Origin of the sequence: Conyzicola sp. (assembly GCF_046714715.1) — a bacterium.
Taxonomy (GTDB): domain Bacteria; phylum Actinomycetota; class Actinomycetes; order Actinomycetales; family Microbacteriaceae; genus Conyzicola.
In genome coordinates this window covers 1-23618 of the sequence record NZ_JBKKAD010000010.1, presented here as the reverse complement: position 1 = coordinate 23618, position 23618 = coordinate 1, and the positions used below count along the sequence as shown (strand labels likewise).

Here is a 23618-nt window from a genome sequence, read left to right as displayed (position 1 = left end):
CCGCCTAGGTGAGCCGATTCCGGCCGAATGACCCGACCGCGGACGCGTCATCCGGCCGGAAGCGCGTCGTCAAGGTACGCGCGATGCGGCCGAGGCGGTTTCGATACGGTCGCTGGGCGACCTACTCAACCGGCTCAGTAGTCGCTGGGCGACCTACTCAACCGGCTCAGTTGGTCGGTGCGCGACCTGCTCAACCGGCTCAGTAGTCGGTGCGGGCCTCTTGCTCGAGCCAGGCGTCGAACGGTTCCGGCGCGTTCGGTGGCCGCAGCGAGTCGACCGCCATGTCCCAGGTCGAGCGGTCGCGCGCGAACAGCTCGTAGAACTCCCGGTCGTCGAACCCGCCGCGGGCCGCGTCGGTGCGGTCCGCCGCGAACACGACGCGGTCGAGGCGGGCCCAGAGCGAGGCCGCGAGGCAGAGCGGGCACGGCTCGCACGACGTGTAGAGGGTCATGCCGGCGAGCGAGAAGTCGCCGACCGCCTGGCAGGCCGCGCGGATCGCCGTGACCTCGGCGTGCGCCGTGGGGTCGAGGTTCGCGGTGACGCGGTTCTGGCCCTCCGCGACGAGTTCGCCGTCACGCACGATGACGGCACCGAACGGGCCGCCCGCGTTCGCGACGTTCAGTGTGGCGAGCTCGATCGCGCGGGCGAGCCACTTCGCGTCCGTCGTGGCTTGCGCCGCGGCATCCGTCGGTTCGATCGAATCGGTCACGCGAGTCCCGCCGAGATTCTCCAGGCGTCGCCGGCGTCGGGCGCGTCGTCGCGCAGCACCGTCGCCTCGATCAGACCGTAGGGGCGGTCGGCGGCGATGAAGACCTCGCCCGGGTTATCGAGCTCGAACGGCGACAGGTCGACGACGAAGTGGTGCTTGTTCGGCGCCTTGAGCCGGATCTCGGCGATCGCCGGGTAGGCCTCGAGCACCGAGCGGCCCATGTGCCAGAGGGTCTGCTGCAGGGCGAGCGACTGCAGGGTCGCGAACTGCTTCACCATGATCTGCTTGATGCCCGCGTAGGTGGCGTCCCAGTCGACGTCGGCGAGCTCGGCCGCGCTCAGCGTGAAGCGCCACTGCGCGACGAGCGAGGTGGCCATCACGCGGTCGTGGGTCTCCGGCAGGGTCGTGTACTCGTCTTCGAGGAAGCCGGCGAACTCGCTGCCGGTCGACTTGAGCAGCACGAGGTCTTTGAGCCCGCCGACGACGTGCTCCCCGCTCGCGTCGACGGTGATCGCGGCGGTGCGGGTCTCCTGTCCCGTGCGCAGCCAGGTGTGGTCGTGTTCGACCCCGTCGACCACCGCGCGCTGCCAGGCGTACTCCTCGATCTCGACGCGGGCGCCGACCACCGGGTCGACGTCGTGCACGAAGTGGCGGGCGAGGTCGAGCCCGAAGGTCTCGATGGCTTCGACGCCGTGAGACTTCGCGAAGGCAAACGCCGTGTTCTTCTGCGTGTCGGTCGGCAGCACGTTGGTCTGGTTGCCGTCGAGGTACGCGGGGTCGAACGGGCCGCGCAGGGCCGTCGACACGTTGAGGTCGCGGATCTCGTGCCGTGCGCTGTCGCGGTAGATGCGCACGACCCGGTTTTCGGCCTTGCCGTACTGGTTGTCGCCCAAGATTATTGCCATGACCGCGATTCTGCCATCGCCATGTGACCGGGGTGTTACGGGCGCGCGGCCGAGAGCAGCGAACCCGTCGGGGCGGCGCCGGGCGCGATGTCGACCGTGCGGCCCGCGAGCAGCGTGCGACGCACGACGCCGCGCAGTTCACGGCCGTCGTACGCGCTCACCGGGTTCTTGTGCTGCAGCTGCGTCGCCTCGACGGTGAACGTGGCGTCGGGCGCCAGCACGACCAGGTCGGCGTCCGCTCCCACCGCGATGCGGCCCTTCGTGTCGAGCCCGGCGAACCGGGCGGTGGCCGACGACATCCAGCCGAGCACCCGTTCGAGCGGGATCTCACGGCGGGCGGCCTCCGTCCACACGGCGGCGAGTCCCGTCTGCAGTCCGGCGATGCCGCCCCAGGCGAGCCCGAAGTCGCCGCCGTGGGCGTACTTGAGCTCGGCGGTCGACGGCGAGTGGTCGGTGACGACGATGTCGATGTCGCCGTCGACGAGCGCCTGCCAGAGTGCGTCGCGGTTCGCGTCGTCGCGGATCGGCGGGCAGCACTTGAACTGGGTCGCGCCGTCGCCGATCTGCTCTTCGCTGATGGTGAGGTAGTGCGGGCACGTCTCGACGGTGATCTTCAGCCCCTCGGCACGCGCGGCACGCAGGGCGGGAAGGGCCGCGGCAGACGACAGGTGCAGGATGTGGGCTCGAGCACCGGTGCGACGCACCACGGCGATGACGCGTTCGATCGCGGTCGTCTCGGCCGCATCCGGTCGCGACTCGACGAAACGGTGATAGTCGACGCCGCCGTCGTTCGCGTGGGCCTCGAGCACGCCCGGGTCTTCGGCGTGCACGATGAGCAGGCCGTCGAACGCGGCGATCTCGTCGAGCGCGCGCTCCAGCTGCTCGGCGTCGAGGTGGCCGAACTCGTCGACGCCGCTCGGCGCGAGGAACGCCTTGAAGCCGAACACCCCGGCGTCGTGCAGCTCGCGCAGTGTGCCGAGGTTCTCGGGCACGGCGCCGCCCCAGAAGCCCACGTTCACCATGGCCTTCTCGGCGGCGACGGCGCGCTTCACGTCGAGCGCCTCCACCGTCGTGGTTGCGGGGATGCTGTTCAGCGGCATGTCGATGATCGTAGTGACACCACCGGCGGCGGCCGCGCGGGTGGCGCTCGCGAAACCCTCCCACTCGGTGCGTCCGGGCTCGTTCACATGCACGTGGGTGTCGACGATGCCCGGAACGAGCACCTCGTCGTCGGCGAGGGTGATGACCTCGGCGCCCTCGAGGGGGCCGGCGGTAATGGCCGCGATGACGCCGTCGGTGATGCCGATCTCGGCCGCGCGCCAGTTGTCGCCGATGAGCACGTAGGCGCCGCGCACGACGAGGTCGAAGGATGTCATGTCTAAACGTTAGGGCTTCGGGTCGAGGGCGTCGTACGCGCGGAACGACGGGTTGAGCCGCACGAGCACGGTGACGAGCGAGAGGATGAGCAGCCCGCCCAGCACGGACGGCAGCCACAGCAGGGTGGTCGCGACCACGAGGCCGACGAAGGCGTCGCCCACGCGCGGCCCGCCGGTGACGACGACGGTGTAGATGCCCTGCATGCGGCCGCGCACGGCATCGGGCACAGCCGACTGCATCATCGTGGTGCGGAACACTGCGCTGACGTTGTCGGCGGCTCCGGCGCCGGCGAGGGCGACGGCCGCGAGGGCCAACGCCGGTAGGTTCGCGGTCGCGAGCGAGTCGGTGATCGATCCGCCGCGCTGCGTGCCGAGCGGCAGCAGCACGAGGCCGAACGCGAGCATGAAGCCGCCGTAGGCGAGCACGGCGTTGCGGATCGCGAGCCCCTGGCGGCGCACGTGGCCGAGCCGCCCCGAGAACAGCGAGCTCAGCAGTGTGCCGACCGCGCCCGCCGCGAAGAGGATGCCCACCGTGACAGCGCCGCCGCCGATCACCAGAGCGCCGACCGCCGGGTAGAGCACCCGCGCCATACCGAAGGTCATGGCGACGATGTCGATGAGGAAGCCGAGCCGGATGTTGGGGGCGTGGCGGAGGAACACGATGCCCTCCACGACCGCCGCGAAACCGCGGGTGGTGCCGCCGCCCTCCGGCCGGATCGCCGGGAGCGTCAGCACCCCGGTGAACGCCGCCAGGAACAGCACGGCGTCGACCGTGTAGGTCCACTGGATGCCGACGCTCGCCACGAGCACCCCGGCCAGAGCCGGACCGAGCGTGATCGCGATACCGAGGCTGATGCCCCCGAGAGCGGATGCCGCGGGCAGCAGTTCCTTGTCGACGAGGCGTGGCACGATCGCCGCGCGGGTCGCTCCGACGATGGTGGTGGCCACCGCCATCAGGGTGGTCAACACGTAGTAGAACCACAGCACGTCGATGTGGAACCACGCGAGGGCGGCGAGACAGAGCACCGCGACCCAGGCGACGGTCTCGGCGATGATCGCCACGATGCGCCGGTCGAACGCGTCGGCGAGCACACCGCCGTAGAGTCCGGCGACGATCATCGGCAGCAGCCCCACGACCCCGACGAGCGCGACGGCTCCGGTCGACCCGGTGAGGTCGTAGATGTGCAGCCCGACCGCGACGACGGTCATCTGGCTGCCCACGCCGGCGATGCCCGTTCCCAGCCAGAGTCGGAAAAACGCGGGGCTCTGGCGGAACGGGGTGAGGTCGACGAAGTGGCTGCGGCGTGCGGCGGGTGCGCTCACGCGGCGCGCTGGGCGGCGTCGAGCAGGATGCGCGCCGCAGACCGGGCGTCGGTCGCGGCATCGGGGGAGCCCGAGATCGCGGCCGTGGTCTGCGCACCCTCGGCCAGCAGGGCGATCTGCGGTGCGAGCGAGGGCGGCGCGCCCGCCTCGGAGACGAGCCCGGCGACGTACCGCTGGAAGCCGACCTTGTGCGCCCGCGCCGCGTCGGCGACGAGGGGGGCGGTCGCGCCCAGCTCGCCGAACGAGTTGATGAACGCGCAGCCGCGGAAGTCGTCTTGGGCGAACCAGCCGGAGAGGAAGTCGAAGATCGAGAGCAGTTTGCCGCTCGGCGTGGGCTCGTCGTTCGCTGCCTGCAGGATTCCGGCGGTCCACTGCTCGTTGCGGCGGCGCAGCACCTCGGCGAGGATCGTCTCCTTCGAGGGGAACAGCGCGTACATGCGCTTGAGCGAGATCCCGGCCGCGGCTCGGATCTCGTCCATCCCGACCGCCTGAATGCCCCGGCCGTAGAACAGGCGGTCCGCGGCGTTCACCACCGCTTCACTCGCTGTTGCGTCATCCATTTCGAACTGTCCCTTGCATTGAGAACCAACGTTCTCTACTATAGCGAATACGAACTGAGAACGACCGTTCTCAGTCGTCTTGCGAGAGGACAACAATGTCAGTCATCACCGTAGGCACCGAGAACTCCACCGCCATCGAGCTCCACTACGAAGACCACGGATCGGGCCAGCCTGTCGTGCTCATCCACGGCTACCCGCTCGACGGCACGTCGTGGGAGCGCCAGCAGCGCGAGATCCTCGACGCCGGCTACCGCGTGATCACCTACGACCGCCGCGGATTCGGCAAGTCGAGCCAGCCCACCGTCGGCTACGACTACGATACTTTCGCCGCCGACCTCGACACCGTGCTCACCACCCTCGACCTCAGCGACGTCATCCTCGTCGGCTTCTCGATGGGCACCGGCGAAGTCGGCCGCTACGTCGCCACCTACGGCACCGACCGCGTCGCGAAGGTCGCCTTCCTCGCGCCGCTCGAGCCCTTCCTGCTGCACACCGACGACAACCCCACCGGCGTTCCGCAGGACGTCTTCGACGGCATCGCCGCCTCCGCCAAGGGCGACCGTTTCGCCTGGTTCACCGGCTTCTACGAGAACTTCTACAACCTCGACCAGAACCTGGGCAGCCGCATCAGCCAGGAGGCCGTGACGGCCAGCTGGAACACCGCGACCTCGAGCGCGCCGATCGCCGCCTACGCGGTCGTGCCCACCTGGATCGAAGACTTCCGCGACGACGTTGCCAAGGTGCGCGCCTCGGGCGTCACGAGCATCATCGTGCAGGGCACCGAAGACCGCATCCTGCCGATCGACTCGAGCGGCCGTCCGTTCCACGCGGCGTTCCCCGAGAGCGAGTACGTCGAGATCGAGGGTGCGCCCCACGGCTTCCTCTGGACTCACGCCGAAGAGGTCAACGAGGTGCTGCTCGCCTTCCTGAAGAAGTAGTCGTCGCACCCCGTCGCCGGTCGAGTGCCTACTCGGCCGGCGGCAGGCCCCGCAGATATGCAGCCCGCGCGGCCGGGTCCCCGCCGAGACCGATGCGGTCGGAGCCGGCCCGGTCGTCGATCCAGTCCTGCACCGGATGCGGCAGCAGCCGCGACAGCGTCAGTAACGGCCCGAGCCACCCGGGAACCGTCGTGGCGAATCGGCGCGAGCGAATCGCCCGCACCGTCGCGGCGGCGACCTCGTCGGCGGTGAGCGCGCTGAACCCGCGCGGCGCGGTGATGCCGGCACCCAGGTCGGTCGCCACCAGGTTCGGCAGCACCACCCGGATCCGCACGCCGGTGCCGCGCAGCTCGCGGCGCAGGGAATCGCTGAACGCGACCGCCGCCGCCTTCGTGCCCGAGTAGACCGCGAGGCCCGCGAGCGGCTTGATCGCCGTGGCGCTCGCCATGTTCACGACGGTGCCGCCGCCGCGCTCGAGCATGCGCGCCACAACCAGGCCGCTGACCGTGACCAGCGCGCGGTAGTTGACGTCGACCACGCGCCCCGACAGCGCCGGGCCCTGCGCGGTGTAACGGCCGGTGGGCATGATGCCCGCGTTGTTCACCCACACGGCGATGGGCCCGACGGTCTCCTCCACCGTCGCTACGACCGACTCGACGAGTTCGAAATCGGTGATGTCCAACCGCACGGCCGTCGCCCGCGGGCCGAGCTGGGCCGCCGTCGCGGCGGTCGCCTCCAGATCGAGGTCGGCGAGCACGACGCGGTAGCCGCGGGCGATCAGCGCCGCGGCAGTGGCGCGGCCGATGCCGCGGGCGCCGCCGGTGACCACGGCGACGGGGCCGGCGTTCACGGGCGTTCCACCCGCTGGCCAAAGACGATCGCGGCGTCACGCAGCGCGAAGCTCGCGAGGGGCCGTCGGCCGTGCAGGTAGCCGAGCGGGCCATCCGGTGCGAAGGTCCAACTCGCGTGCAACGCGGTGACCCGGCCCGCTGCCCAGTTGTGCGAGACGATGCGACCACCGGCGCCGCGCTGCTCGATCGGCAGCGGCAGCCGGGGCGATCCGGGCAGAATCGCGCGCCCGAACCGGGCGGAGAGGGCCGCTATCGGGCCGGTCGTGTGCGCGGAGACGGAGGCCGCATCCGCCGTTCGCATCGCATCGAACGTCGCGAGGCGCTTCGGGATGCCCCACAGCGCCCGCCCGCCGGCCAGCGACTGGGGGCTGTCGACCCAGATCTGCGGGATCGTGATGCGCGGCCGCCCGCGCACGACCACCGGGGTAGCCACGAGCAGTTCGTCGTAGGCGAGCACTCCGCCGGGCGCGTAGTTCGCGAAGACCACGCCCACGACGGCTCTGCGGCCGATCCTGATCATCGGGAGCGCCTGGAAGGGCCGGGGCAGGTCGGCGACCGGCAGGAGAAATGCCGAGACGAGCAGGGATCCGCCGAGAAACCACGGCTCGGGCGGGTAGGGCGCGGCATCGGTCATGCGCCGACTCTACCGACGCGATCGTGACCCCCGCGAAACATGCGTGTGCGAGGCTGGAACCATGTTCGAAATCGCCGACCGGCTCGTCGCCGCACTCGACGGCGGGCGCACGCTCGCCATCGCCACCGCGGTGTCGATCGAGGGCAGTGCGCCGCGCACGGTCGGCACCTCGATGGCCTTCGACGGGCGGTCGGTGATCGGGTCGATCGCCGGCGGGTGCGTCGAAGGCGCGGTGGTGGATGTTTGCGAGCTCGTGCTCGCCGACGGTGTGGCACGCACCGTCGACTACGGCGTGAGCGACGAGACGGCCTTCGCGGTCGGGCTCACCTGCGGCGGCCAGCTGCGCATCCGGGTCACCCCCGTCACCCCGCAGATCGAGGCGGCGCTGCGGGCGGCCGCCGCGAGCAGCCCGGCCGGGGTGGCCATCGCTCTCGGCGACGTGCCCGCCCGGTTCGACGGCCGCATCGCCGCCGAACTCGACGCCCGCGTGGCGATGGGCGAGACCGCGCTCGCCGCGATCGACTGCGACGGCGAGCTCGTCGACGTGTTCTTCGAGGTGGCCACGCCGCCCGCCCGTCTCATCGTCTTCGGCGCGATGGAGTTCTCGGTCGCGCTCGCCGCGGCCGGCAGCGCGCTCGGCTACCGGGTCACCGTCTGCGACCCGCGTTCACTGTTCGCGACTGCCGCCCGGTTCCCCACGGCGGAGGTCGTGGTCGAGTGGCCGACCACCTGGCTCGCACGAACGCCCGTCGACGAGCGAACCGTCGTCTGCGTGCTCGCACACGACGACCGGTTCGACGCCGAGATCATCGCCCAGTCGCTGGCCCTGCCGGTGGCGTTCGTCGGCGCGATGGGATCGCGCCGCACACACGAGCGGCGCGTCGCCTCGCTGCGCGATCGCGGCGTGAGCGAGGCGCAGATCGAACGGCTGCACTCGCCGATCGGTCTCGACCTCGGGGCGTCGACGCCCGAGGAGACGGCGGTGTCGATTCTCGCCGAGATCATCTCCGCGCGCACCAGAGCATCGGCCGAACCCCTGCGCGCAACGAGCGGGAGCATCCACCGGCCGCACGGCAGCGACGCCCTCGTAGACTTGCCCCATGACTGAGCACGAGACCCCGCGGACCTTCAAGATCGACCTTCCGCCGACCGCCGTCGCCGGCCTGTTCGCCGACTTCGCGAGCGTCTGGCACACGCCCAACGTGTTCGTGATGGACTTCGTGGCGCTCACCCAGCCGCCGCAGCCGACCGTCGACGCCGAGACCGGCGCGGAGTCGGTGCTTGTTCCCGGACAGGTCGTGAGCCGCATCCGCATCCCCCCGGAGCAGGTGTTCGAACTCGCCAAGGCCCTCGCTCAGCAGCTCGAAGCGTGGGAGCGGGAGACCGGCAAGAAAGCGCCCGAGAAGCCGCTGTACGGCGATATCCGCTGATTGAGTAGGTCGCTCAGCGACCGTATCGAAATCCGTATTCTGGTTTCGATACGTGCCCTAGAGGGCCCTACTCAACCCGCAGCAACCGCCACAGGCGGTCGCGCGACATCGGCAGCTCCATCGGCCGCACGCCGATCGCGTCGCGCACCGCGTTCGCGAGCGCCGGCGCCACCGGGTTGTAGGGCGCCTCGCTCATCGACTTGGCTCCGAGCGGCCCCATGCCGTCGTGCGTCGCCGCGAAGTACACCTCGGTCTCGGGGATGTCGGCGAACTGGGGCACGTGGTAGTTGCGGAACGCGGTGGTCGTGACCCGCCCCTCGCCGTCGAGCATCATCTCCTCGTAGAGGGCGGTTCCGATCGCCTGGGCCGTGCCGCCCTCGATCTGACCGCGAAGCTGTTCCGGATTGAGTACGGTTCCGGCATCCGCGGCCTGCACCGACTGCAGGATACGCACCTCTCCTGTCGCGCGGTCGACGGCGACACGGAAGCCGTGCACGTTGAAGGCCACCGAGCGCGGGGTGCCGTCGTGGCTGCCGTCGGCGATGAGCGGACCGGCCGCGAGCAAGTCGGATGCCGCGACGAACGTCTCGCCGACGAGCACGCCGCCCTGCACCACCGTGCGCACTCCCGTGGCGTCGGTGAACCCGGCGGCCCGTTCGATCATCATGGTCGACAGCTTCATCGACGCGGCGAGCAGGGCCTTGCCGGCCACGACGACGCCGGCCGAGCCGAAGGCCCCCGTGTCGTAGCGGGCCACGTCGGTGTCCGACTGGCGGATGCGCACGTGGTCGACGGTCGTGCCGAGCGCCGTAGCCACCAGCTGGGTGTGCACGGTCGTCGTGCCGTTTCCGAACTCGGCGGTGCCCACCGCGATCTCGTAGCCGCCGTCTGCGAGCAGGGCGATCGAGGTGTCGGCGTAGTGTCCGCGCGGAGGCACCGTCGCGATCATCGCGATGCCGAGCCCCGAACCCTGAACCCAGGTGGGACCGGTCGGCGCCTCGACCCCGTTGCCGCGCCGCATCGCGTCTTCGACCAGGTCGATGCACTGGTCGAGGCCGTAGCTGCCGACCACGAGGTCGGTCTCCTCGTCGGGGTTGGTGACGAGCATGGGATCGCCGGGCACGATCACGTTGCGGCGGCGCAGTTCGAACGGGTCGATGTCGAGTTTGCGGGCGAGCTCGTCCATCGCCGACTCGATCGCGAAGATCACCTGGCCCAGGCCGTAGCCCCGGAAGGCGCCGGAGGGCAGGTTGTTCGTGTACACCGACTCGGCGTCGACGCGCTTGTTCGCGCAGCGGTAGATCGCGACCGACTCGTGCACGCTGTGGAACATCACACCCACGCCGTGGTTGCCGTAGGCGCCGGTGTCCATCAGTTCGTCGACGGCGAGAGCGGTGAGGATCCCGTCGCTGGTCGCACCCAACTTCACGCCGATACGCATCGGATGACGCGGGCTAGAGACGGTGAACTCGTCGGTGCGGGTGAACTCGTACTGCACGGCTCGCTTCGTGATCAGCACGGCGAGGGTGACGAGGTCTTCGGTGATGAGTTCCTGCTTGCCGCCGAAACCGCCGCCGACGCGTGCCGTGAACACGCGCACGCGATCGGTATCGAGCCCGAAGATGTGGCACAGCTCGTCGCGTACCAGGAACGGCACCTGCGAGCTGGTGCGCAGCACGAGCCGGCCGTCGCTCGAGATCCAGCCGCGGGTCGCGTGCGTCTCGAGGGCGGCGTGGTTGACGCGCTGGGTCTGCCAGGTGCCCTCGACCACGGCGTGGGCCTCGGCGAGGGCGGCGTCGACGTCGCCCATCTCGCTGTGCATCTGGGCCAGAACGTTGCGGCCGGGTTCGGAGATGCGGCTTTCTTCGCCCTTCTGCGGGTGGAGCAGTGGCGCGCCGGGGCGGCGGGCCGCATCCGGATCGAAGACCGCCGGCAGCAGCTCGTACTCGACCTCGATGAGATCCAGCGCGCGCTGGGCGATCGCGACGGTGTCGGCCACGACGGCCGCGACGCGTTGCCCACGGAAGCGCAGCACGGTGTCGAAGACGAGAGTGTCGTCGGGGTCGTCGGTGCGCATCTCGTGCCGTCCGGTCGAGAACAGCGTCGCGGGGGAGTCGCGGTGGGTGAGCACGGCGTGCACGCCCTCGGCAGCCTGGGCGCGCGCGATGTCGATCGACAGGATGCGCGCGTGGGCGTGCGGGCTCTTCAGCACCGCGAGGTGCAGCACGGCGGTCGGCGTGCCGTCGTATGTGGGCGCGTCAAGCGTGGGCCCGTCGAGCGTGTACGGCTCGGTGCCGGTAGCGACGCGCATGCCGGCGGGGGCCTTCACGCTGCGGCCGGCGGCGTCGCCCACGGGGGCCTCGACGGTGTTGCGCACGCCGCAGATCGCGTCTTTGATCGACCGGTAGCCGGTGCAGCGGCACAGGTTGCCCTTGAGCAGCCGGGGCAGGTCGGTCTTGTCTTCCTCGGTGAAGGTCGACGCGGTGACGATCATGCCCGCGGTGCAGAACCCGCACTGGAAGCCGGCCGCGTCGACGAAGCTCTGCTGCATCGGGTGCGGGTGGTCGGGCGTGCCGAGGCCGGCGACGGTCGTGACGTGGGCGCCCTCGAGGCGGTGCGCGGGGTAGATGCACGAGTGGATCGGTTCGCCCTCGAGCAGCACGGAGCACGCGCCGCAATCGCCCGCGTCGCAGCCCTTCTTGACCTCGAAGTGGTCGAGGTCGCGCAGCAGCGTGCGTAGAACCTGGCCGGGTTGCGGGTGCGCCTCGACGCCCTCGCCGTTGATCTCGAATCTCATGCGGCCGGCTCCTCGCCCAGTTCGGTGCGCAGCTCCTCGGCGAACAGCAGGGCCATCGCGCGGCGCCAGTCCGCGGCGCCGTGCGCGTCGGTGAACCACTCGGTGATGCTCTCGACCGCGTTCGCGAGGGCGCCCTGCGAAGGGAGTTCGTCGAACCGCAGCACGCGCGGGCGGGTCGTGCCGCCGGTTACCGTGAACACCGCCTCGCCGCCCGCGTCGACACGGGCGATCACGAGCGTGCCCGTGCGGCCGAGCGGGGAGAGCGCGATGCGCCGGAATCCGGTGCGCGCCTCGAGCGCGGTCTTCGGAATCTCGACCGCCCGCAACACCTCGCCGTGCTCGAGCAGGTTCTCGCGCGACGCCGTGACGAGGTCGGCCACGGGCAGGCGCCGGTCTGAGCCGTCCGTCGCCCAGACGAGAGCCGTGGCATCCAGAGCGCTCGCCAACGAGATCATCGGACCCGCGGGCAGCGACGTGCAGATGTTGCCGCCGACGGTGGCGATGTTCCAGATCTTGAAGCTCGCAAGCAGCGAATTGGCCGTCTGCGAGAAGAGCGGATGCGCCCCCCAGCCCTCACGCCGAGGAATGCGCGCCAACTCGGCGATCGTGCAGGTGGCGGCGATGCTGAGTGTGGCGTCGCTCTCGACGAGGGGCTGCCAGCCGAGCGTCGTCAGGTCGACCAGGCCGGTGAGGCCGGGTTGCTCCTCGGAGAACAGCCAGGTACCGCCGCCGAGCGGAAGCTCGCCGGGCGCGAAGACGAGGTCGTCGCGGGTGTGGGCCACCCGGGTTTCGCGCACTGTGATGAGATCCATGATTCAGACGAGTCAACATCATTCATGTGACGCGCGTGTAACGCCGCGCTGCGTGCGGGGTGCGGGTGGCGCTACACGGCGTCGAACGGGGCCTGCGCGCACCACGACTGACGGTCGGCCTCGAGGCCCGTCGTGTCGCCTTCGCGGGCGGGGTCGATCACGACGGAGCGGAACGCGTCGAGCCCCTCGAGCACGCGCACCTCCGGCGGAAGGGCCATCCACGCCTCGAGTTGTGCGAACGACTCGTCGGTGCGGGCGTCGTCGCCCTCGTCGATGGCGTCGAGCAGTTCGGTCTCGGTGGCGCAGAGCCAGGTCCACGAGACGAGGCCGGCGCCCGCCCCGCGCTCGTAGATTCCACCGGGCGTGTGGAAGTCGAACGCAGTCGTCTCAGGGATCGCCGTTCCCTCGGGCATCGCCAGAGGGAAATCGCGCCGAGCCGCGGCGTACTCGATCTCGCCCTCGCCCGGACCCAGAGAGTCCGGGTTGTTCGCGGCCATCTGCTGCCAGGCCAGCAGCTCGGATTCGGTGAGTGTCGGGCTGGGAGTGGGTGTCTGCGCCGCCTGGGCAGCTGGCTCGGCGGCCTCGTCGGCGACCTGCGCGCATCCGCTCACCGCCAGGGCGATCGCCACCGCGGCCAGCATCACTCGAGTTTTCATCGACATGGCACGAGCCTACCCAGCCCGCGCGTACCACATGCAGGAGAAACCGCGTCGAGTCACACGGTGGGTGCGATCGCGGGGTCGTCGCGCCGGAATCTCCTGCATTCGGTACCGGGCGGGGCGCCGTTCAGGGAGAGTCGAGCTCTTGGAACAGGGTGACCTGCACGCCCTCGGGCGCGTCGAGCCGGGAGTTGAGCGAGCGCCACGGCGTCTCGCGGGGCGCCGCGACCAGCGTGGCCCCGGCCGCGACGAGATCGTCGGTCGCCGCCTGGGAGTCGACCACCTCGAAGGCGACGCGCATCCGCAGGCTCGGGCTTCCCTCCGCCTCGAGACGGTCGATCATCGCCACCTGCGCCGGGTTCGCGAGCTCCAGGGTCGCGCGGCCGGCGTCGAGGATCATCACGCGCGCGTCGCCCTCGCCCTGGTACGCGGCCTCCTCGGTGAGGCCGAGAGCGTCGCGGTAGAAGGCGACGGCGGCGTCGTAGTCGTCGACGGCGAGAACGAGGCGGAGCTGGCGCACGGGCTTGCTGGATTCGGTCATGCCCCCACGATACGAGCGGGCTGCCAAATGAAGGAGATTGTGGCGTCGAGTCACACGTTCGGTGCGATCGGCGGGGGTCGCCGGCGAGATCTCCTTCATTTGGCAGAAAGGGGGCCGGGTGCGGCGCGGGCGGGGCGAGTGTTCACCGGCGGCACACCCGGCCGCCACGGCGCGTACACGGGGGCCGCCCACGCTGGGAACGTGCGCCACTTGCTGATCGCCGTTCTGCTCGTCTCCGCCTTCGCGACGACGGGGGTGATCGTCACTCCGCATCCCGCGCTCGCCGCGTCGGTCTCGACGAGCCCGACCCCGACCGCCGCGACCGCCGCCGCCGCCACCGTGCTGTTCAACGAGCTGAGCAACGGCGGGCCGCGTTCCGACTCGGACGGCTTCTTCGAACTGCGCAACTGGGGCGACACCGCGGTCGACCTCACCGGCTGGAGCGTCTACCGCTGCAGCGTGCAGGGCCTGCGCGCCAACGTCGGACGGCCGGAGGGCGACCTGCGCGGCGTCGTGCTGCAGCCCGGCGATATCTTCACGGTGAGCAAGGCCGGTCTGCCGGGCGACGCCCACGTGAGCCAGCCCTACTCGATCAACGGCTTCGGTCTCTACCTCGAGGCGCCGGGCGGGGTGCGTGCCGACGCCGTGGGCGTCTACCCGAACGAGCCCTGGCCGACGACGAGCGAGTGCACCCTCGGCTCCAACCTGACGAACACCCTCAACTTCGCGCTCGGCGAGAGCTGGCAGCGCGTCGCCGACACGGGCGACCCGGCCACCGACTTCGTCGCCGCGGCCTCGACGATCGGCGCGACCAACGCGACCCGGTCGACGCCGCGCGCCGACACCGGCGTCGTCATCTCGGAGTTCGCCGCCGCGGGCGCCGACGCGGCCGACGACGAGTTCGTCGAGCTGCTCAACACCTCGGGCGCGCGCGTCGACATCGGCGGCTGGGAGCTCTTCCGCTGCACGGCGAGCGGGCGCGTGCGGCCCGACACCCTGCAGCTGACCGTCGCCGCGGGAACCAGGATCGCGCCGGGCGAGCGCTTCGTTATCGGCGGCCCGGGGTTCACGGGCGACGCCGACGCCGAGTACGGGCGGGAACTGGCGGACGTGACATCCGGGGTTCTCCTGCAGACCGCCGACGACCGCCTCGTCGACCGCGTCGCGACCTCGAACTACGACGACAGCGCCTGCCAGAGCGACAAGCTGCCCGCCGTGCTCGACTTCGTCGCGGACGAGTCGTACCAGTCGACCGACGCCGGCTTCGTCATCGCGAAGCGCACGCCGGGCCGGGCCAACGCGACCCGCGCGTCGAGCGTGTTCGCCGAGGAGTTCGCGTACGGCGAGCCCTCGGTCGCGATCAGCGAGATCGGCAACGACCCCTCGAGCGACCAGCTGCCGGGCGGCCGCCAGCCGAACAACTACATCGAGCTGGCCAACTACGGCGAGCAGAGCGTCGCGATCGGCGGCTACACGATCCGGCGCTGCGAGGAAAGCGGCATCCGCAGCCGCGAGGTGCAGGCGACGGTCCCCGAGGGCACAGTGCTGAAACCGGGCGCCACGTTCGTCGCGGCGCGCGCCGGCACCGGCGTCGAGGGCGACGTCACCTACGACACGTCGCTCAACTTCCTGGGCGGCGGAGTGTGGGTTGCGGATGCCGCGGGCCACCGTGTCGACAGCGCGGGGGTCTACGCGCTCAACGAGATGGACGAGAGCCTCGTCACGCCCAGCCCGTGTACCAAGGGTGTCGCGATTGCGACCTTCGCGCCCGACCGGATGCGCGGCGAGACCTTCCAGCGCACGCGCTTCACCGGGGTCGACGACGACGACTTCGTGACCGCCCCCGCGACGCCGGGCGAGATCGACGAGCACGAGTGGGTCGACCCCGTGCTGGCGGTGTCGGCGGGCACGCCGTTGCCCGCGCGCACGGGCGCCGCCGAGCCGGTCGTCACGCCGGGCGCCCCGGCCACCGTGCTCGAGGCCTACTCCGGGTCGAGCGCGGCGCCGCTCCACACGCGCGTGGGCGCCGCCGAGACGCCGCTCGATCCCGCTGCCCCTGCGGCCGTGGAGGACGACGCGTGGGGGTATCCGTACCAGCGGTTCGTGCTCGACGCGGAGGGTCTCGGCGCCGGATCCGCGGTGACGTGGGCCGGGTCGACGAGCGGACGCAATGAGATCCAGTTCAGTGTGTGGGATGCCGCGGCATCCGAATGGCGTCTGCTCGACGCGGGAACGTCCGCGCTGGAGGGCGAACTGAAGAAGAGCGACCTCGACGCCGGCACCGTCACGCTGCTCGCCCAGAACGGGCCGCGCACCGAGCCGACGCTCGCGGCGAGAGCGGACGGCGCGCTGGAGAACCCCGACGACTACGACCTCGCGATCTCGCACATCACCGACACGCAGTACCTCACCGAGACCTACCCGGCGGTGTACGCCGAGCTCGCCAGCTGGATCGCCGAGAGCGCCGACGACCGCAAGATCGCGTTCGCGACGCACACGGGAGACCTCGTGCAGAACTGGGTGGACCCGAATCAGGATGACACGAGGGCGCGACGCGAATTCGAGCGGGCGAGCGCGGCTCAGGGGATCCTCGACGCGGCGGGCGTGCCGAACAGCGTGCTGCCGGGCAACCACGACAACAAACGCGGCGTGACCAACGACCTGTTCAACGAGTACTTCCCGCCGTCGCGCTACGCCGGCACCGCGAGCTATGCCGGGTCGATCGCGCCCGACGACAACAGCGCGAACTACTCGACGTTCGAGCAAGGCGGCGCGCGCTTCCTGATGCTGTCGCTGCCCTACGCCTACGGCGAGGCGGAGATCGAGTGGGCGTCGGAAGTCGTGACGTCGCACCCCGACCACAACGTGGTCGTCTCCACGCACGAGCACGTGACGCCGAAGACCGACCTCGAAGACGCGCACCGTTCGGCGAACTCGCGCTGGGTGTCGAACGGCCAGAAGCTGTGGGACAGGGTGATCGCCCCCAACCGCAATGTGGTCGTCGTGTTGTCGGGCCACTTCCACGGCATCGGCCAGATCGCCACCGAGAACGCGGGCGGCATCGAGGGGCACGACGTGGTCGAGCTGCTCGCCGACTACCAGGAGTTCCGCACGCACACGGGGGAGCGGGCGACCGGGTTCCAGCGGCTGCTGCAGATCGACCTCGCTAGCTCGACGGTGGCAGTGGACACGTTCTCGGTGCGGCTCGACGCGTCGGCGAGCTTCGACTACGACTACCAGCAGTTCCGGCCCGAGAACGGGCACGGAAACACTCTCGCGAACGGGCGCCCGTGGCGGATCGTCGAAGCGGGAGTGCAGAACCGGTACACCGCCGCAGACGACGAGTTCGGTGCATCCGTCGGCTTTCAATACGCGAAGCGCGTCGACACGTCGGCCATCACCGTGAAGCCGACCGCCGAGGCGCCGCTCGCCCGGTCGAGCTCGGGCTGGCGCTGGGAGCACGACCCGAACGCCTGACCGTGCCGGCCGCACCCACGCGTCTGGCTGCCAAATGAAGGAGAAGTTACCGCCCCGTCACACATTCGGTGCGATCGGCGGCCCTCGTCGTCTAAATCTCCTTCATTTGGCACACAGGAGTCGGGGACCGGCGGGCGGGTAGGGTTTTCGGCATGACCGACGACCCGCGCAGAGACGAACAGCGCAGAGACGACCCGCCGCGAGATCGGACGACGGGCGACGAGACCGACGGGGCCGAAGAGGCCCTGAACTGGGACACGAGCATCCGCGACGCCAGCTATGTCGAGGGGCCGAAGCCGGTGCGCGAGAAGGCCGTGCGGCGTACCCGTTCGGCGGCTGAGCCCGTGGAAAGCGCAGGCTCAGCGTCCGAGGCGGACTCAGCGACCGAAGCGGGCGCAGTGACCCAGGCGCCCACGAGTTCCATCCTCCTCGTCACCTACGGCATCGTCGCCGGCATCTTCTTGCTCTACACGATCGGCTGGTTCACGACCGTGCGCAGCAATACCTACGTCGACCCGAGTGCGTTCGGCGCCCTCATGACGGGGCTCGGCGGACTGCTCGCGATCGCCGCGGCCCCCGTCTGGTTCGCCGCCGTGTTCGTGCTCACCCGCGAATCGAAGCCGATTACGCGCCTGCTCTGGCTGCTGCTCGGTCTCGTGCTGCTGGTTCCGATTCCGTTCGTTCTGGGGGTCTGACGTGACCGATTCCGCACAAGTTCCCTTCGCCCGCCGCATCGGCTGGCTCGGCCTCGCGGTCGCCGCGCTGTTCGGCCTGTTCTTCGCCTACGACCTCTGGGAGGCGATCCAGAACGCGATCGAGCTTCCCAAGCTCTACGCCCAGCTCGAAGCGGTCGGCCTCCCGGCCGGCGACGTGCCGTGGGTGCTCATCGGCGTGGGCATAGTCGTTCCCCCGCTGGCCTACGGCATCGCGTTCGTCGTCGGCCTGCGTCACACCATCGCGATGAGGGCCCTCATCTTCCTGCTCGCGCTCGTGGCCGTCGCCGCCCTGAGCCTCAGCGTCAACGCGCTCGCCGTCGCCTAGCCCCCCCCACGAACGAGAAGAGGGGCAATAAACCGACCTCCGCACAAAGGCGGACGGTCGATTCATTGCCCCTCTTCTCGAAGAGGTACTGACTAGCTCGTGAGCGAGTCGACGTACTCCTGGTTGTCTTCGATCCACTTCTCGACGATGGGCGCGTAGTCCGATCCGTCGTAGTCGACGAACATGGCCTGCTCGAGCGAGTAGAGCGTGTCGAGGTCCATCTCGAAGTTGTCCATCCACTCGGCGAGCTGCGGGTACTCGGTCGCGAAGTCGGCCTTGCCGAAGGAGTGCAGGCTCTCGAGGTCGGCGAGGGTTCCCTCGGGGTCGTCGAGCGTCTTGATCGGGAAGGCGGAGTTGGCCCAGTGCGGCTCCCACAGGGTCACGACGATGTTCTCGCCGGCGTCGGTCGCCTTGGTGAGCGACGTCAGCATGGCTGCGGTCGACGAGGTGGTGAAGTCCATGTCCTCGAGGCCGTAGCCCGGGATGACGCGGTCTTCCATCGCGGCGGTGAGGCCGGCGCCGGGCTCGATGCCGATGATCTCGTTGTTGAACAGGTCGGCGTTGTCGGCCAGCTCGGCGAGCGAGTCGATCGGAGCGTCGGCGTTCACCGCGACGGTGAGCTTCGACTCTTCGTTCCAGGCGCCGAGGTCGGTGATGTCGTCGCCGTACTCGTCGAGGTAGGCGGCGTGGGTGTCGGGCAGCCAGACGTCCATCGTCAGGTCGTAGTCGCCCTCCGAGAGGCCGAGGAAGACGGGGGCGGCGTCGGCGTACGACAGCTCTACGTCGTAGCCCTTCTCGTCGAGAATCGCCTTCCACAGCTCGGACGCGGCGACGCCTTCGTCCCAGCCGTTGAACACGGCGAGGTTGACCGACTTGGTGTCGTCGTTGCCGTTGCCGACGGTCTCGGCGGGGCCGGCCGATGCGCAGCCCGCGAGGGCCAGCATGCTGACCGCGCCCGCGGCGATGTATGGGATGTAACGGTTCTTCAAGGTGTTCTGCCTTTCTTGGCCGACTGCTGTGGACGACCGTGATTGGAGATTGCAGGAGCTGGTGGGGGCTCCGGTGTCACGAGCGCGGTGGCGCCCGTAAGTGGGTGGGGGTGGGATCAGGCGTCGACGAGATCGCGCGCTGCGGGTGCCTTCTGGCCGGTGAGGGCCGGGGTGTCGCGGGTCTCGAGCTCGAGGCGCTTGCGGCCTCGGGCGCCGAGGAGGCGGCCCAACGGGGTCTTGCCACCGCCGAGAGCCGCGGTGATGCGGTCGAGGAAGATAGCGAGGATGACGACCGACAGGCCCGCCTCGAAGCCGAGGGCGACATCGATGCGGTTGAGGCTCGCGACCACGTCTCTGCCGAGTCCGCCGGCGCCGACCATTCCCGCGATGACGACCATCGAGAGCGAGAGCATGATGACCTGGTTGACGCCGGCCATGATGCTCGGCAGCGCGAGCGGCAGCTGGATCTGGCGCAGGATGCGCCAGGGCGATGCGCCGAAGGCCTGGCCGGCCTCGACGACCTCCGTGTCGACGCCGCGGATGCCCAGCTCGGTGAGCCGCAGGCCGGGTGCGACCGAGAATATGATCGTCGCGACGACGCCGGGAACCGCGCCGATGCCGAAGAGGATGAGGGCCGGGATCAGGTAGACGAAGGCGGGCATCGTCTGCGTGAAGTCGAGGATGGGCCGAAGGAAGTTCGAGACCGCACGGTTTCTGGCCGCGGCGATTCCGAGCGGCACGGCGATGAGGATCGAGATCACGCTGGCGACGATCACCAGTGCGAGGGTGTCCATCGCGTTCTCCCACTGGTCGACGCCGACGATCACCGTGAGCCCGATCACGGTGCCGAGTGCGAACTTCCAACCGCGCACGGCGAAACCGAGGGCGGCGAGAACGATGATGACGGCCCAGAACGGCGGAGTGGAGAAGATCGAGTCGACGCCGTCATAGGCGCCCTGCACGACCGCCGCCACGAAGTCGAAGAGGAAGCCGAACGTCTGGGTGATCCAGTCGATGGCGTCTTCGACCCACTGGCCGAGGGGGAATCTGAAGTCGTTCATTTGACCGCTCCTTCGAGGCTGGTATCGAGCACATCGGTCATCTCGCCCACCGTGATGGTGGCGATTGTCTCGGTGACGGGGATCTCGCCGGTGGTGGTGCTCACGTTGCCGAGGGCGGCGAGCAGCGTGACGCGGGGGATGACCCCGATCAGCCGCTTCTTGTCGTCGAGAACGGCGATCGGCAGGTCGCTGCCCACCGAGAGCTCGACGAGCTCGCTGATCACGACGTCGGACGTGACCGTCGTGGCGTCGTCGAGCAGGATGCTGCGGAGGTCGGTCTCGCCGCGCTTCACCTGGCGCAGCACGTCGCGGTCGCGAACCACCCCGGCGAAGGTGCGGTCGCGGCCGAGCACGAAGGTCGCCTGCGACTGCAGGTCGCGCATCGTGCGCAGTGCCGCACGTGGCCCGGCGGTGACGGTGACGACCGAGCGGGCCGGTTCCATCACGCTGGCGGCGGTGAGCACGCGGGCCCGGTCGACGTCCTGCACGAACTGGGCGACGTAGTCGTTCGCCGGGTCGGTGAGAATCTCTTCGGGTGTGCCGATCTGCACGATGCGGCCGTCGCGCATGACGGCAATGCGGTCGCCGAGGAACATGGCCTCGTTCAGGTCGTGCGTGATGAAGATGATGGTCTTGCCGAGTTCGCTCTGCAGCTCGATGAGCTGCTCCTGCATCTCGCGGCGGATGAGCGGGTCGAGGGCGGAGAACGCCTCGTCCATCAGCAGGATGTCGGTGTCGCTGGCGAGCGCACGGCCCAGGCCGACGCGCTGCTGCATTCCGCCGGAGAGCTGCGACGGCAGGCTGTTCTGCCGTCCGTCGAGCCCGACCAGGCGGATGATCGTGTTGGCACGCTCGAGGCGCTCGGCCGTCGCGACGCCCTGGATCTCGAGGCCGTAGGCCACGTTGTCGATCACGGTGCGGTGGGGGAGGAGCGCGAAGTGCTGGAACACCATCGACACGCTGCGCTTGCGCACCTCGCGCAGTTTCGCGGCGGGGAGACCCGAGATGGTGGTGCCGGCGACGGTCACGCTGCCGGAGGTCGGCTCGAGCAGGCCGTTGAGCATGCGGATGAGCGTCGACTTGCCTGAGCCGGACAGGCCCATCACGACGAAGATCTCGCCGCGCTGCACGTCGAACGACGCGTCGATGACGGCGCGGTTCTTGCCGAAGGTCTTACTGAGGCCGCTGGCCGTCAGGATGCTGGACTGTGAGTGTGTTTCGGTCACGCGATAACTCCCGTGCGCGCCACAAAACAACCGCTGTTAAACGGTTGAAAACCTGGGCGACTGTGCTTTGTGGACGGGTAGCCCTCGGCTGCGCGACTCCGGCACTTCGTGCTCTGGAACCGTGCGGAAACGATCGCGGGATCGTGTCCGACAGGGGCTCACCGTACGCACACACGGCGCCTCCCGAAGGGCAGCCACGCGTTCGCGTCCAAGATGAACGGAAACGAATTTCCTTCCCCCAACGTAACAGACATGTGAGTTATAGGTCGGGACGTGGCATCCGGGGGCCTAGAGAACGACGAACACCAGCAGGGCGATAAGTACCGCCTGACCGGCAAGTCTCGGCCAGAAAGGGATCGCGCCACGCCCGAACTTCTCGGGGTGCTGCGCCGCGTAGGCATTCGCCGGAAAGACCGCGACGAGGAAGACGATGAGAGCCACGGATGCCGCGAGCCGGGTGGCCGGGAACGCGAGTCCCAGCCCTCCCGCGATCTCGCACACGCCGGTGAGGTAGACCAGGGCCATCGGCGACGGCAGACCGCGGCGGCGCAGGCGGGGTGGGATCATCGCGGCCATCACCCGCGCCGGACCCCGCCGGAAGTGGTTCACCCCCATGCCCACGAACAGCAGCACGAGAGCGCAGAGCACGATCGTTTGTATTACGTCGAGTGCAGCGTCGCCCATCGGGCTATTCTGCCTCGGAGTAGACTCGCCGGGTTGCGCGAATACCGTTCGACATCCACTGCACCCCTGTAAGGACTTGACTCGTGACCAAGCCGATCGTGCTGATTGCCGAAGAACTTTCCCCCGCTACGGTCGAGGCCCTCGGTCCCGACTTCGACGTGCGCAACGTCGACGGAACCGACAGGCCGGCGCTGCTTTCCGCGCTCGCCGACGCCAGCGCGATCCTCATCCGCTCCGCGACCAAGGTCGACCAGGAGGCGATCGCCGCGGCTCCCCACCTCAAGGTGATCGCCCGCGCGGGCGTCGGGCTCGACAACGTCGACATCAAGTCGGCCACCACCGCCGGCGTCATGGTCGTCAACGCGCCGACCTCGAACATCATCTCCGCCGCCGAGCTCACCGTCGGCCACATCATCAGCCTCTCCCGGTTCATCCCGGCGGCCCACGCGAGCCTCGCGGCCGGCACCTGGAAGCGTTCCAAGTACACCGGCGTCGAGCTCTACGAGAAGACCGTGGGCATCATCGGCCTCGGCCGCATCGGCGCGCTCATCACCGCCCGCCTGCAGGCGTTCGGCATGAACGTGGTCGCCTACGACCCCTACGTCACGGCGGCGCGTGCCCAGCAGCTCGGCGTCACGCTGCTCACGCTCGACGAACTGCTCGCCCAGAGCGACTTCATCACCATCCACATGCCGAAGACCCCCGAGACCACGGGCATGATCTCCACCGACCAGTTCGCGATCATGAAGTCGACCGCGTTCATCGTCAATGTCGCGCGCGGCGGCCTCATCGACGAGGACGCGCTCTACGCAGCGCTCAAGTCGAACCGCATCGCCGGCGCGGGCCTCGACGTGTTCGTCAACGAGCCGCCGCTCGATTCGCCGCTGCTCTCGCTCGAGAACATCATCCTCACGCCGCACCTCGGTGCGTCGACCGACGAGGCCCAGGAGAAGGCCGGCGTCTCGGTCGCCAAGTCGGTGCGCCTCGCGCTCGGCGGCGAACTCGTCCCGGACGCGGTCAACGTCGCGGGCGGCGTCATCGACCCGAGCGTTCGCCCGGGCATTCCGCTCATCGAGAAGCTCGGCCAGGTGTTCTCCGGCCTCGCCGACAGCCCCGTCACGTCGATCGACGTCGAGGTGCGCGGCGAGATCGCCGAGTTCGACGTGAGCGTGCTCAAGCTCGCCGCCCTGAAGGGCATCTTCTCGAACATCGTGAGCGAGTCGGTCAGCTACGTCAACGCGCCCCTGCTCGCCGAGCAGCGCGGCGTGACCGTGCGCCTGATCACCGAGAGCGAGAGCGAGGAGTACCGCAACCTCCTCTCGATCCGGGGTTCGCTCGCCGACGGGTCGCAGATCTCCGTCTCCGGAACCCTCACCGGCACCAAGCAGATCGAGAAGATCGTCGAGATCAACGGCTACGATGTCGAGGTTCCGTTCGCCGACCACCTCATCGTGATGGTGTACACCGACCGCCCCGGGATCGTCGCGGTCTACGGCAAGGAATTCGGCGAGGCAGCCATCAACATCGCCGGCATGCAGGTCGCCCGCAAGGAGGCCGGGGGAGCCGCGCTCAGCGTGCTCACCGTCGACTCGCCCGCGCCCGAGG

The 23618-nt window shown here is 69.6% G+C and carries 22 protein-coding genes; 7 read left to right on the top strand and 15 right to left on the bottom strand.

Annotated features, from left to right (window positions below; genetic code table 11):
* Nucleotides 1-199: 199 nt before the first annotated feature.
* The 5 genes from ACLQ6X_RS01045 to ACLQ6X_RS01025 are packed head-to-tail and all read right to left on the bottom strand — an operon-like array spanning nt 200 to nt 4873.
* Nucleotides 200-709, bottom strand: coding sequence for a nucleoside deaminase (locus tag ACLQ6X_RS01045; protein ID WP_411698304.1), 510 nt, complete (start codon nt 707-709; stop codon nt 200-202).
* On the bottom strand, nt 706-1614 hold the full coding sequence (gene pucL / locus ACLQ6X_RS01040; RefSeq protein ID WP_411698303.1) for a factor-independent urate hydroxylase: 909 nt from the start codon (nt 1612-1614) through the stop codon (nt 706-708). The genes ACLQ6X_RS01045 and pucL overlap by 4 nt, the downstream gene beginning before the upstream one ends.
* Before the next feature lie 35 nt (nt 1615-1649).
* Entirely contained in the window at nt 1650-2990 is a 1341-nt protein-coding gene (allB, locus tag ACLQ6X_RS01035; protein ID WP_411698302.1) for an allantoinase AllB, read from the bottom strand.
* A 9-nt stretch (nt 2991-2999) separates the two neighbouring features.
* Nucleotides 3000-4313 carry an MFS transporter gene (locus ACLQ6X_RS01030; protein WP_411698301.1) on the bottom strand — a complete coding sequence of 438 codons (1314 nt, stop codon included), beginning with the start codon at nt 4311-4313 and terminating at the stop codon, nt 3000-3002.
* Nucleotides 4310-4873, bottom strand: coding sequence for a TetR/AcrR family transcriptional regulator (locus tag ACLQ6X_RS01025; protein WP_411698300.1), 564 nt, complete (start codon nt 4871-4873; stop codon nt 4310-4312). Before ACLQ6X_RS01025 ends, ACLQ6X_RS01030 begins: the two co-directional genes overlap by 4 nt.
* A 95-nt stretch (nt 4874-4968) precedes the next feature.
* Here ACLQ6X_RS01025 and ACLQ6X_RS01020 point away from each other — a divergent pair, with 95 nt between their 5' ends.
* A complete protein-coding gene (locus ACLQ6X_RS01020; RefSeq protein WP_411698299.1) occupies nt 4969-5811 on the top strand; it encodes an alpha/beta fold hydrolase in 843 nt (280 codons plus the stop codon).
* A 28-nt stretch (nt 5812-5839) separates the two neighbouring features.
* Here ACLQ6X_RS01020 and ACLQ6X_RS01015 read toward each other — a convergent pair whose 3' ends face one another.
* Both ACLQ6X_RS01015 and ACLQ6X_RS01010 read right to left on the bottom strand, forming a co-directional pair.
* On the bottom strand, nt 5840-6661 hold the full coding sequence (locus tag ACLQ6X_RS01015) for an SDR family NAD(P)-dependent oxidoreductase (protein WP_411698298.1): 822 nt from the start codon (nt 6659-6661) through the stop codon (nt 5840-5842).
* Nucleotides 6658-7296: an acetoacetate decarboxylase family protein gene (locus tag ACLQ6X_RS01010; protein ID WP_411698297.1), complete on the bottom strand. Its 639-nt coding sequence runs from the start codon at nt 7294-7296 to the stop codon at nt 6658-6660. Before ACLQ6X_RS01010 ends, ACLQ6X_RS01015 begins: the two co-directional genes overlap by 4 nt.
* A gap of 61 nt (nt 7297-7357) precedes the next feature.
* Here ACLQ6X_RS01010 and ACLQ6X_RS01005 point away from each other — a divergent pair, with 61 nt between their 5' ends.
* Together ACLQ6X_RS01005 and ACLQ6X_RS01000 are read left to right on the top strand one after the other, a co-directional pair.
* Nucleotides 7358-8404: an XdhC family protein gene (locus tag ACLQ6X_RS01005; protein WP_411698296.1), complete on the top strand. Its 1047-nt coding sequence runs from the start codon at nt 7358-7360 to the stop codon at nt 8402-8404.
* Nucleotides 8397-8726, top strand: coding sequence for a DUF3467 domain-containing protein (locus ACLQ6X_RS01000; protein WP_188510116.1), 330 nt, complete (start codon nt 8397-8399; stop codon nt 8724-8726). Before ACLQ6X_RS01005 ends, ACLQ6X_RS01000 begins: the two co-directional genes overlap by 8 nt.
* A gap of 67 nt (nt 8727-8793) precedes the next feature.
* Here the strand turns inward: ACLQ6X_RS01000 and ACLQ6X_RS00995 are convergent, their stop codons facing one another.
* The 4 genes from ACLQ6X_RS00995 to ACLQ6X_RS00980 all read right to left on the bottom strand — a co-directional run bounded on the left by ACLQ6X_RS00995 (nt 8794) and on the right by ACLQ6X_RS00980 (nt 13535).
* On the bottom strand, nt 8794-11523 hold the full coding sequence (locus ACLQ6X_RS00995) for a molybdopterin-dependent oxidoreductase (protein WP_411698295.1): 2730 nt from the start codon (nt 11521-11523) through the stop codon (nt 8794-8796).
* Entirely contained in the window at nt 11520-12335 is an 816-nt protein-coding gene (locus ACLQ6X_RS00990; protein ID WP_411698294.1) for an FAD binding domain-containing protein, read from the bottom strand. The genes ACLQ6X_RS00995 and ACLQ6X_RS00990 overlap by 4 nt, the downstream gene beginning before the upstream one ends.
* 71 nt (nt 12336-12406) lie before the next feature.
* Nucleotides 12407-12997 (bottom strand): hypothetical protein, encoded by a 591-nt coding sequence (locus tag ACLQ6X_RS00985; protein WP_411698293.1) that lies wholly within the window; start codon nt 12995-12997, stop codon nt 12407-12409.
* A 124-nt stretch (nt 12998-13121) separates the two neighbouring features.
* On the bottom strand, nt 13122-13535 hold the full coding sequence (locus ACLQ6X_RS00980) for a VOC family protein (RefSeq protein ID WP_411698292.1): 414 nt from the start codon (nt 13533-13535) through the stop codon (nt 13122-13124).
* A gap of 201 nt (nt 13536-13736) precedes the next feature.
* Between ACLQ6X_RS00980 and ACLQ6X_RS00975 the strand changes: the two genes are divergently transcribed.
* The 3 genes from ACLQ6X_RS00975 (at nt 13737) to ACLQ6X_RS00965 (ending at nt 18053) form a co-directional block, all read left to right on the top strand.
* Nucleotides 13737-17012, top strand: coding sequence for a lamin tail domain-containing protein (locus tag ACLQ6X_RS00975; protein WP_411698291.1), 3276 nt, complete (start codon nt 13737-13739; stop codon nt 17010-17012).
* A gap of 152 nt (nt 17013-17164) precedes the next feature.
* Nucleotides 17165-17707 (top strand): hypothetical protein, encoded by a 543-nt coding sequence (locus tag ACLQ6X_RS00970; protein WP_411698290.1) that lies wholly within the window; start codon nt 17165-17167, stop codon nt 17705-17707.
* 1 nt (nt 17708) lies between these two features.
* Entirely contained in the window at nt 17709-18053 is a 345-nt protein-coding gene (locus tag ACLQ6X_RS00965; RefSeq protein WP_411698289.1) for a hypothetical protein, read from the top strand.
* Between the two features lie 92 nt (nt 18054-18145).
* On the opposite strand, the gene ACLQ6X_RS00960 is transcribed toward ACLQ6X_RS00965, so the two are convergent.
* The 4 genes from ACLQ6X_RS00960 to ACLQ6X_RS00945 all read right to left on the bottom strand — a co-directional run bounded on the left by ACLQ6X_RS00960 (nt 18146) and on the right by ACLQ6X_RS00945 (nt 22013).
* Nucleotides 18146-19042 carry a glycine betaine ABC transporter substrate-binding protein gene (locus ACLQ6X_RS00960; RefSeq protein WP_411698288.1) on the bottom strand — a complete coding sequence of 299 codons (897 nt, stop codon included), beginning with the start codon at nt 19040-19042 and terminating at the stop codon, nt 18146-18148.
* 116 nt (nt 19043-19158) lie between these two features.
* The gene (locus ACLQ6X_RS00955; RefSeq protein ID WP_411698287.1) at nt 19159-20103 is read right to left on the bottom strand and encodes an ABC transporter permease; all 945 of its coding nucleotides are present in this window, start codon (nt 20101-20103) and stop codon (nt 19159-19161) included.
* Nucleotides 20100-21302 (bottom strand): quaternary amine ABC transporter ATP-binding protein, encoded by a 1203-nt coding sequence (locus tag ACLQ6X_RS00950; RefSeq protein ID WP_411698320.1) that lies wholly within the window; start codon nt 21300-21302, stop codon nt 20100-20102. The genes ACLQ6X_RS00955 and ACLQ6X_RS00950 overlap by 4 nt, the downstream gene beginning before the upstream one ends.
* A 315-nt stretch (nt 21303-21617) precedes the next feature.
* Nucleotides 21618-22013, bottom strand: coding sequence for a DoxX family membrane protein (locus ACLQ6X_RS00945; RefSeq protein WP_411698286.1), 396 nt, complete (start codon nt 22011-22013; stop codon nt 21618-21620).
* Between the two features lie 83 nt (nt 22014-22096).
* Between ACLQ6X_RS00945 and serA the strand changes: the two genes are divergently transcribed.
* A partial coding sequence (gene serA, locus ACLQ6X_RS00940) for a phosphoglycerate dehydrogenase (protein ID WP_411698285.1) occupies nt 22097-23618 on the top strand: 1522 nt, incomplete at its 3' end.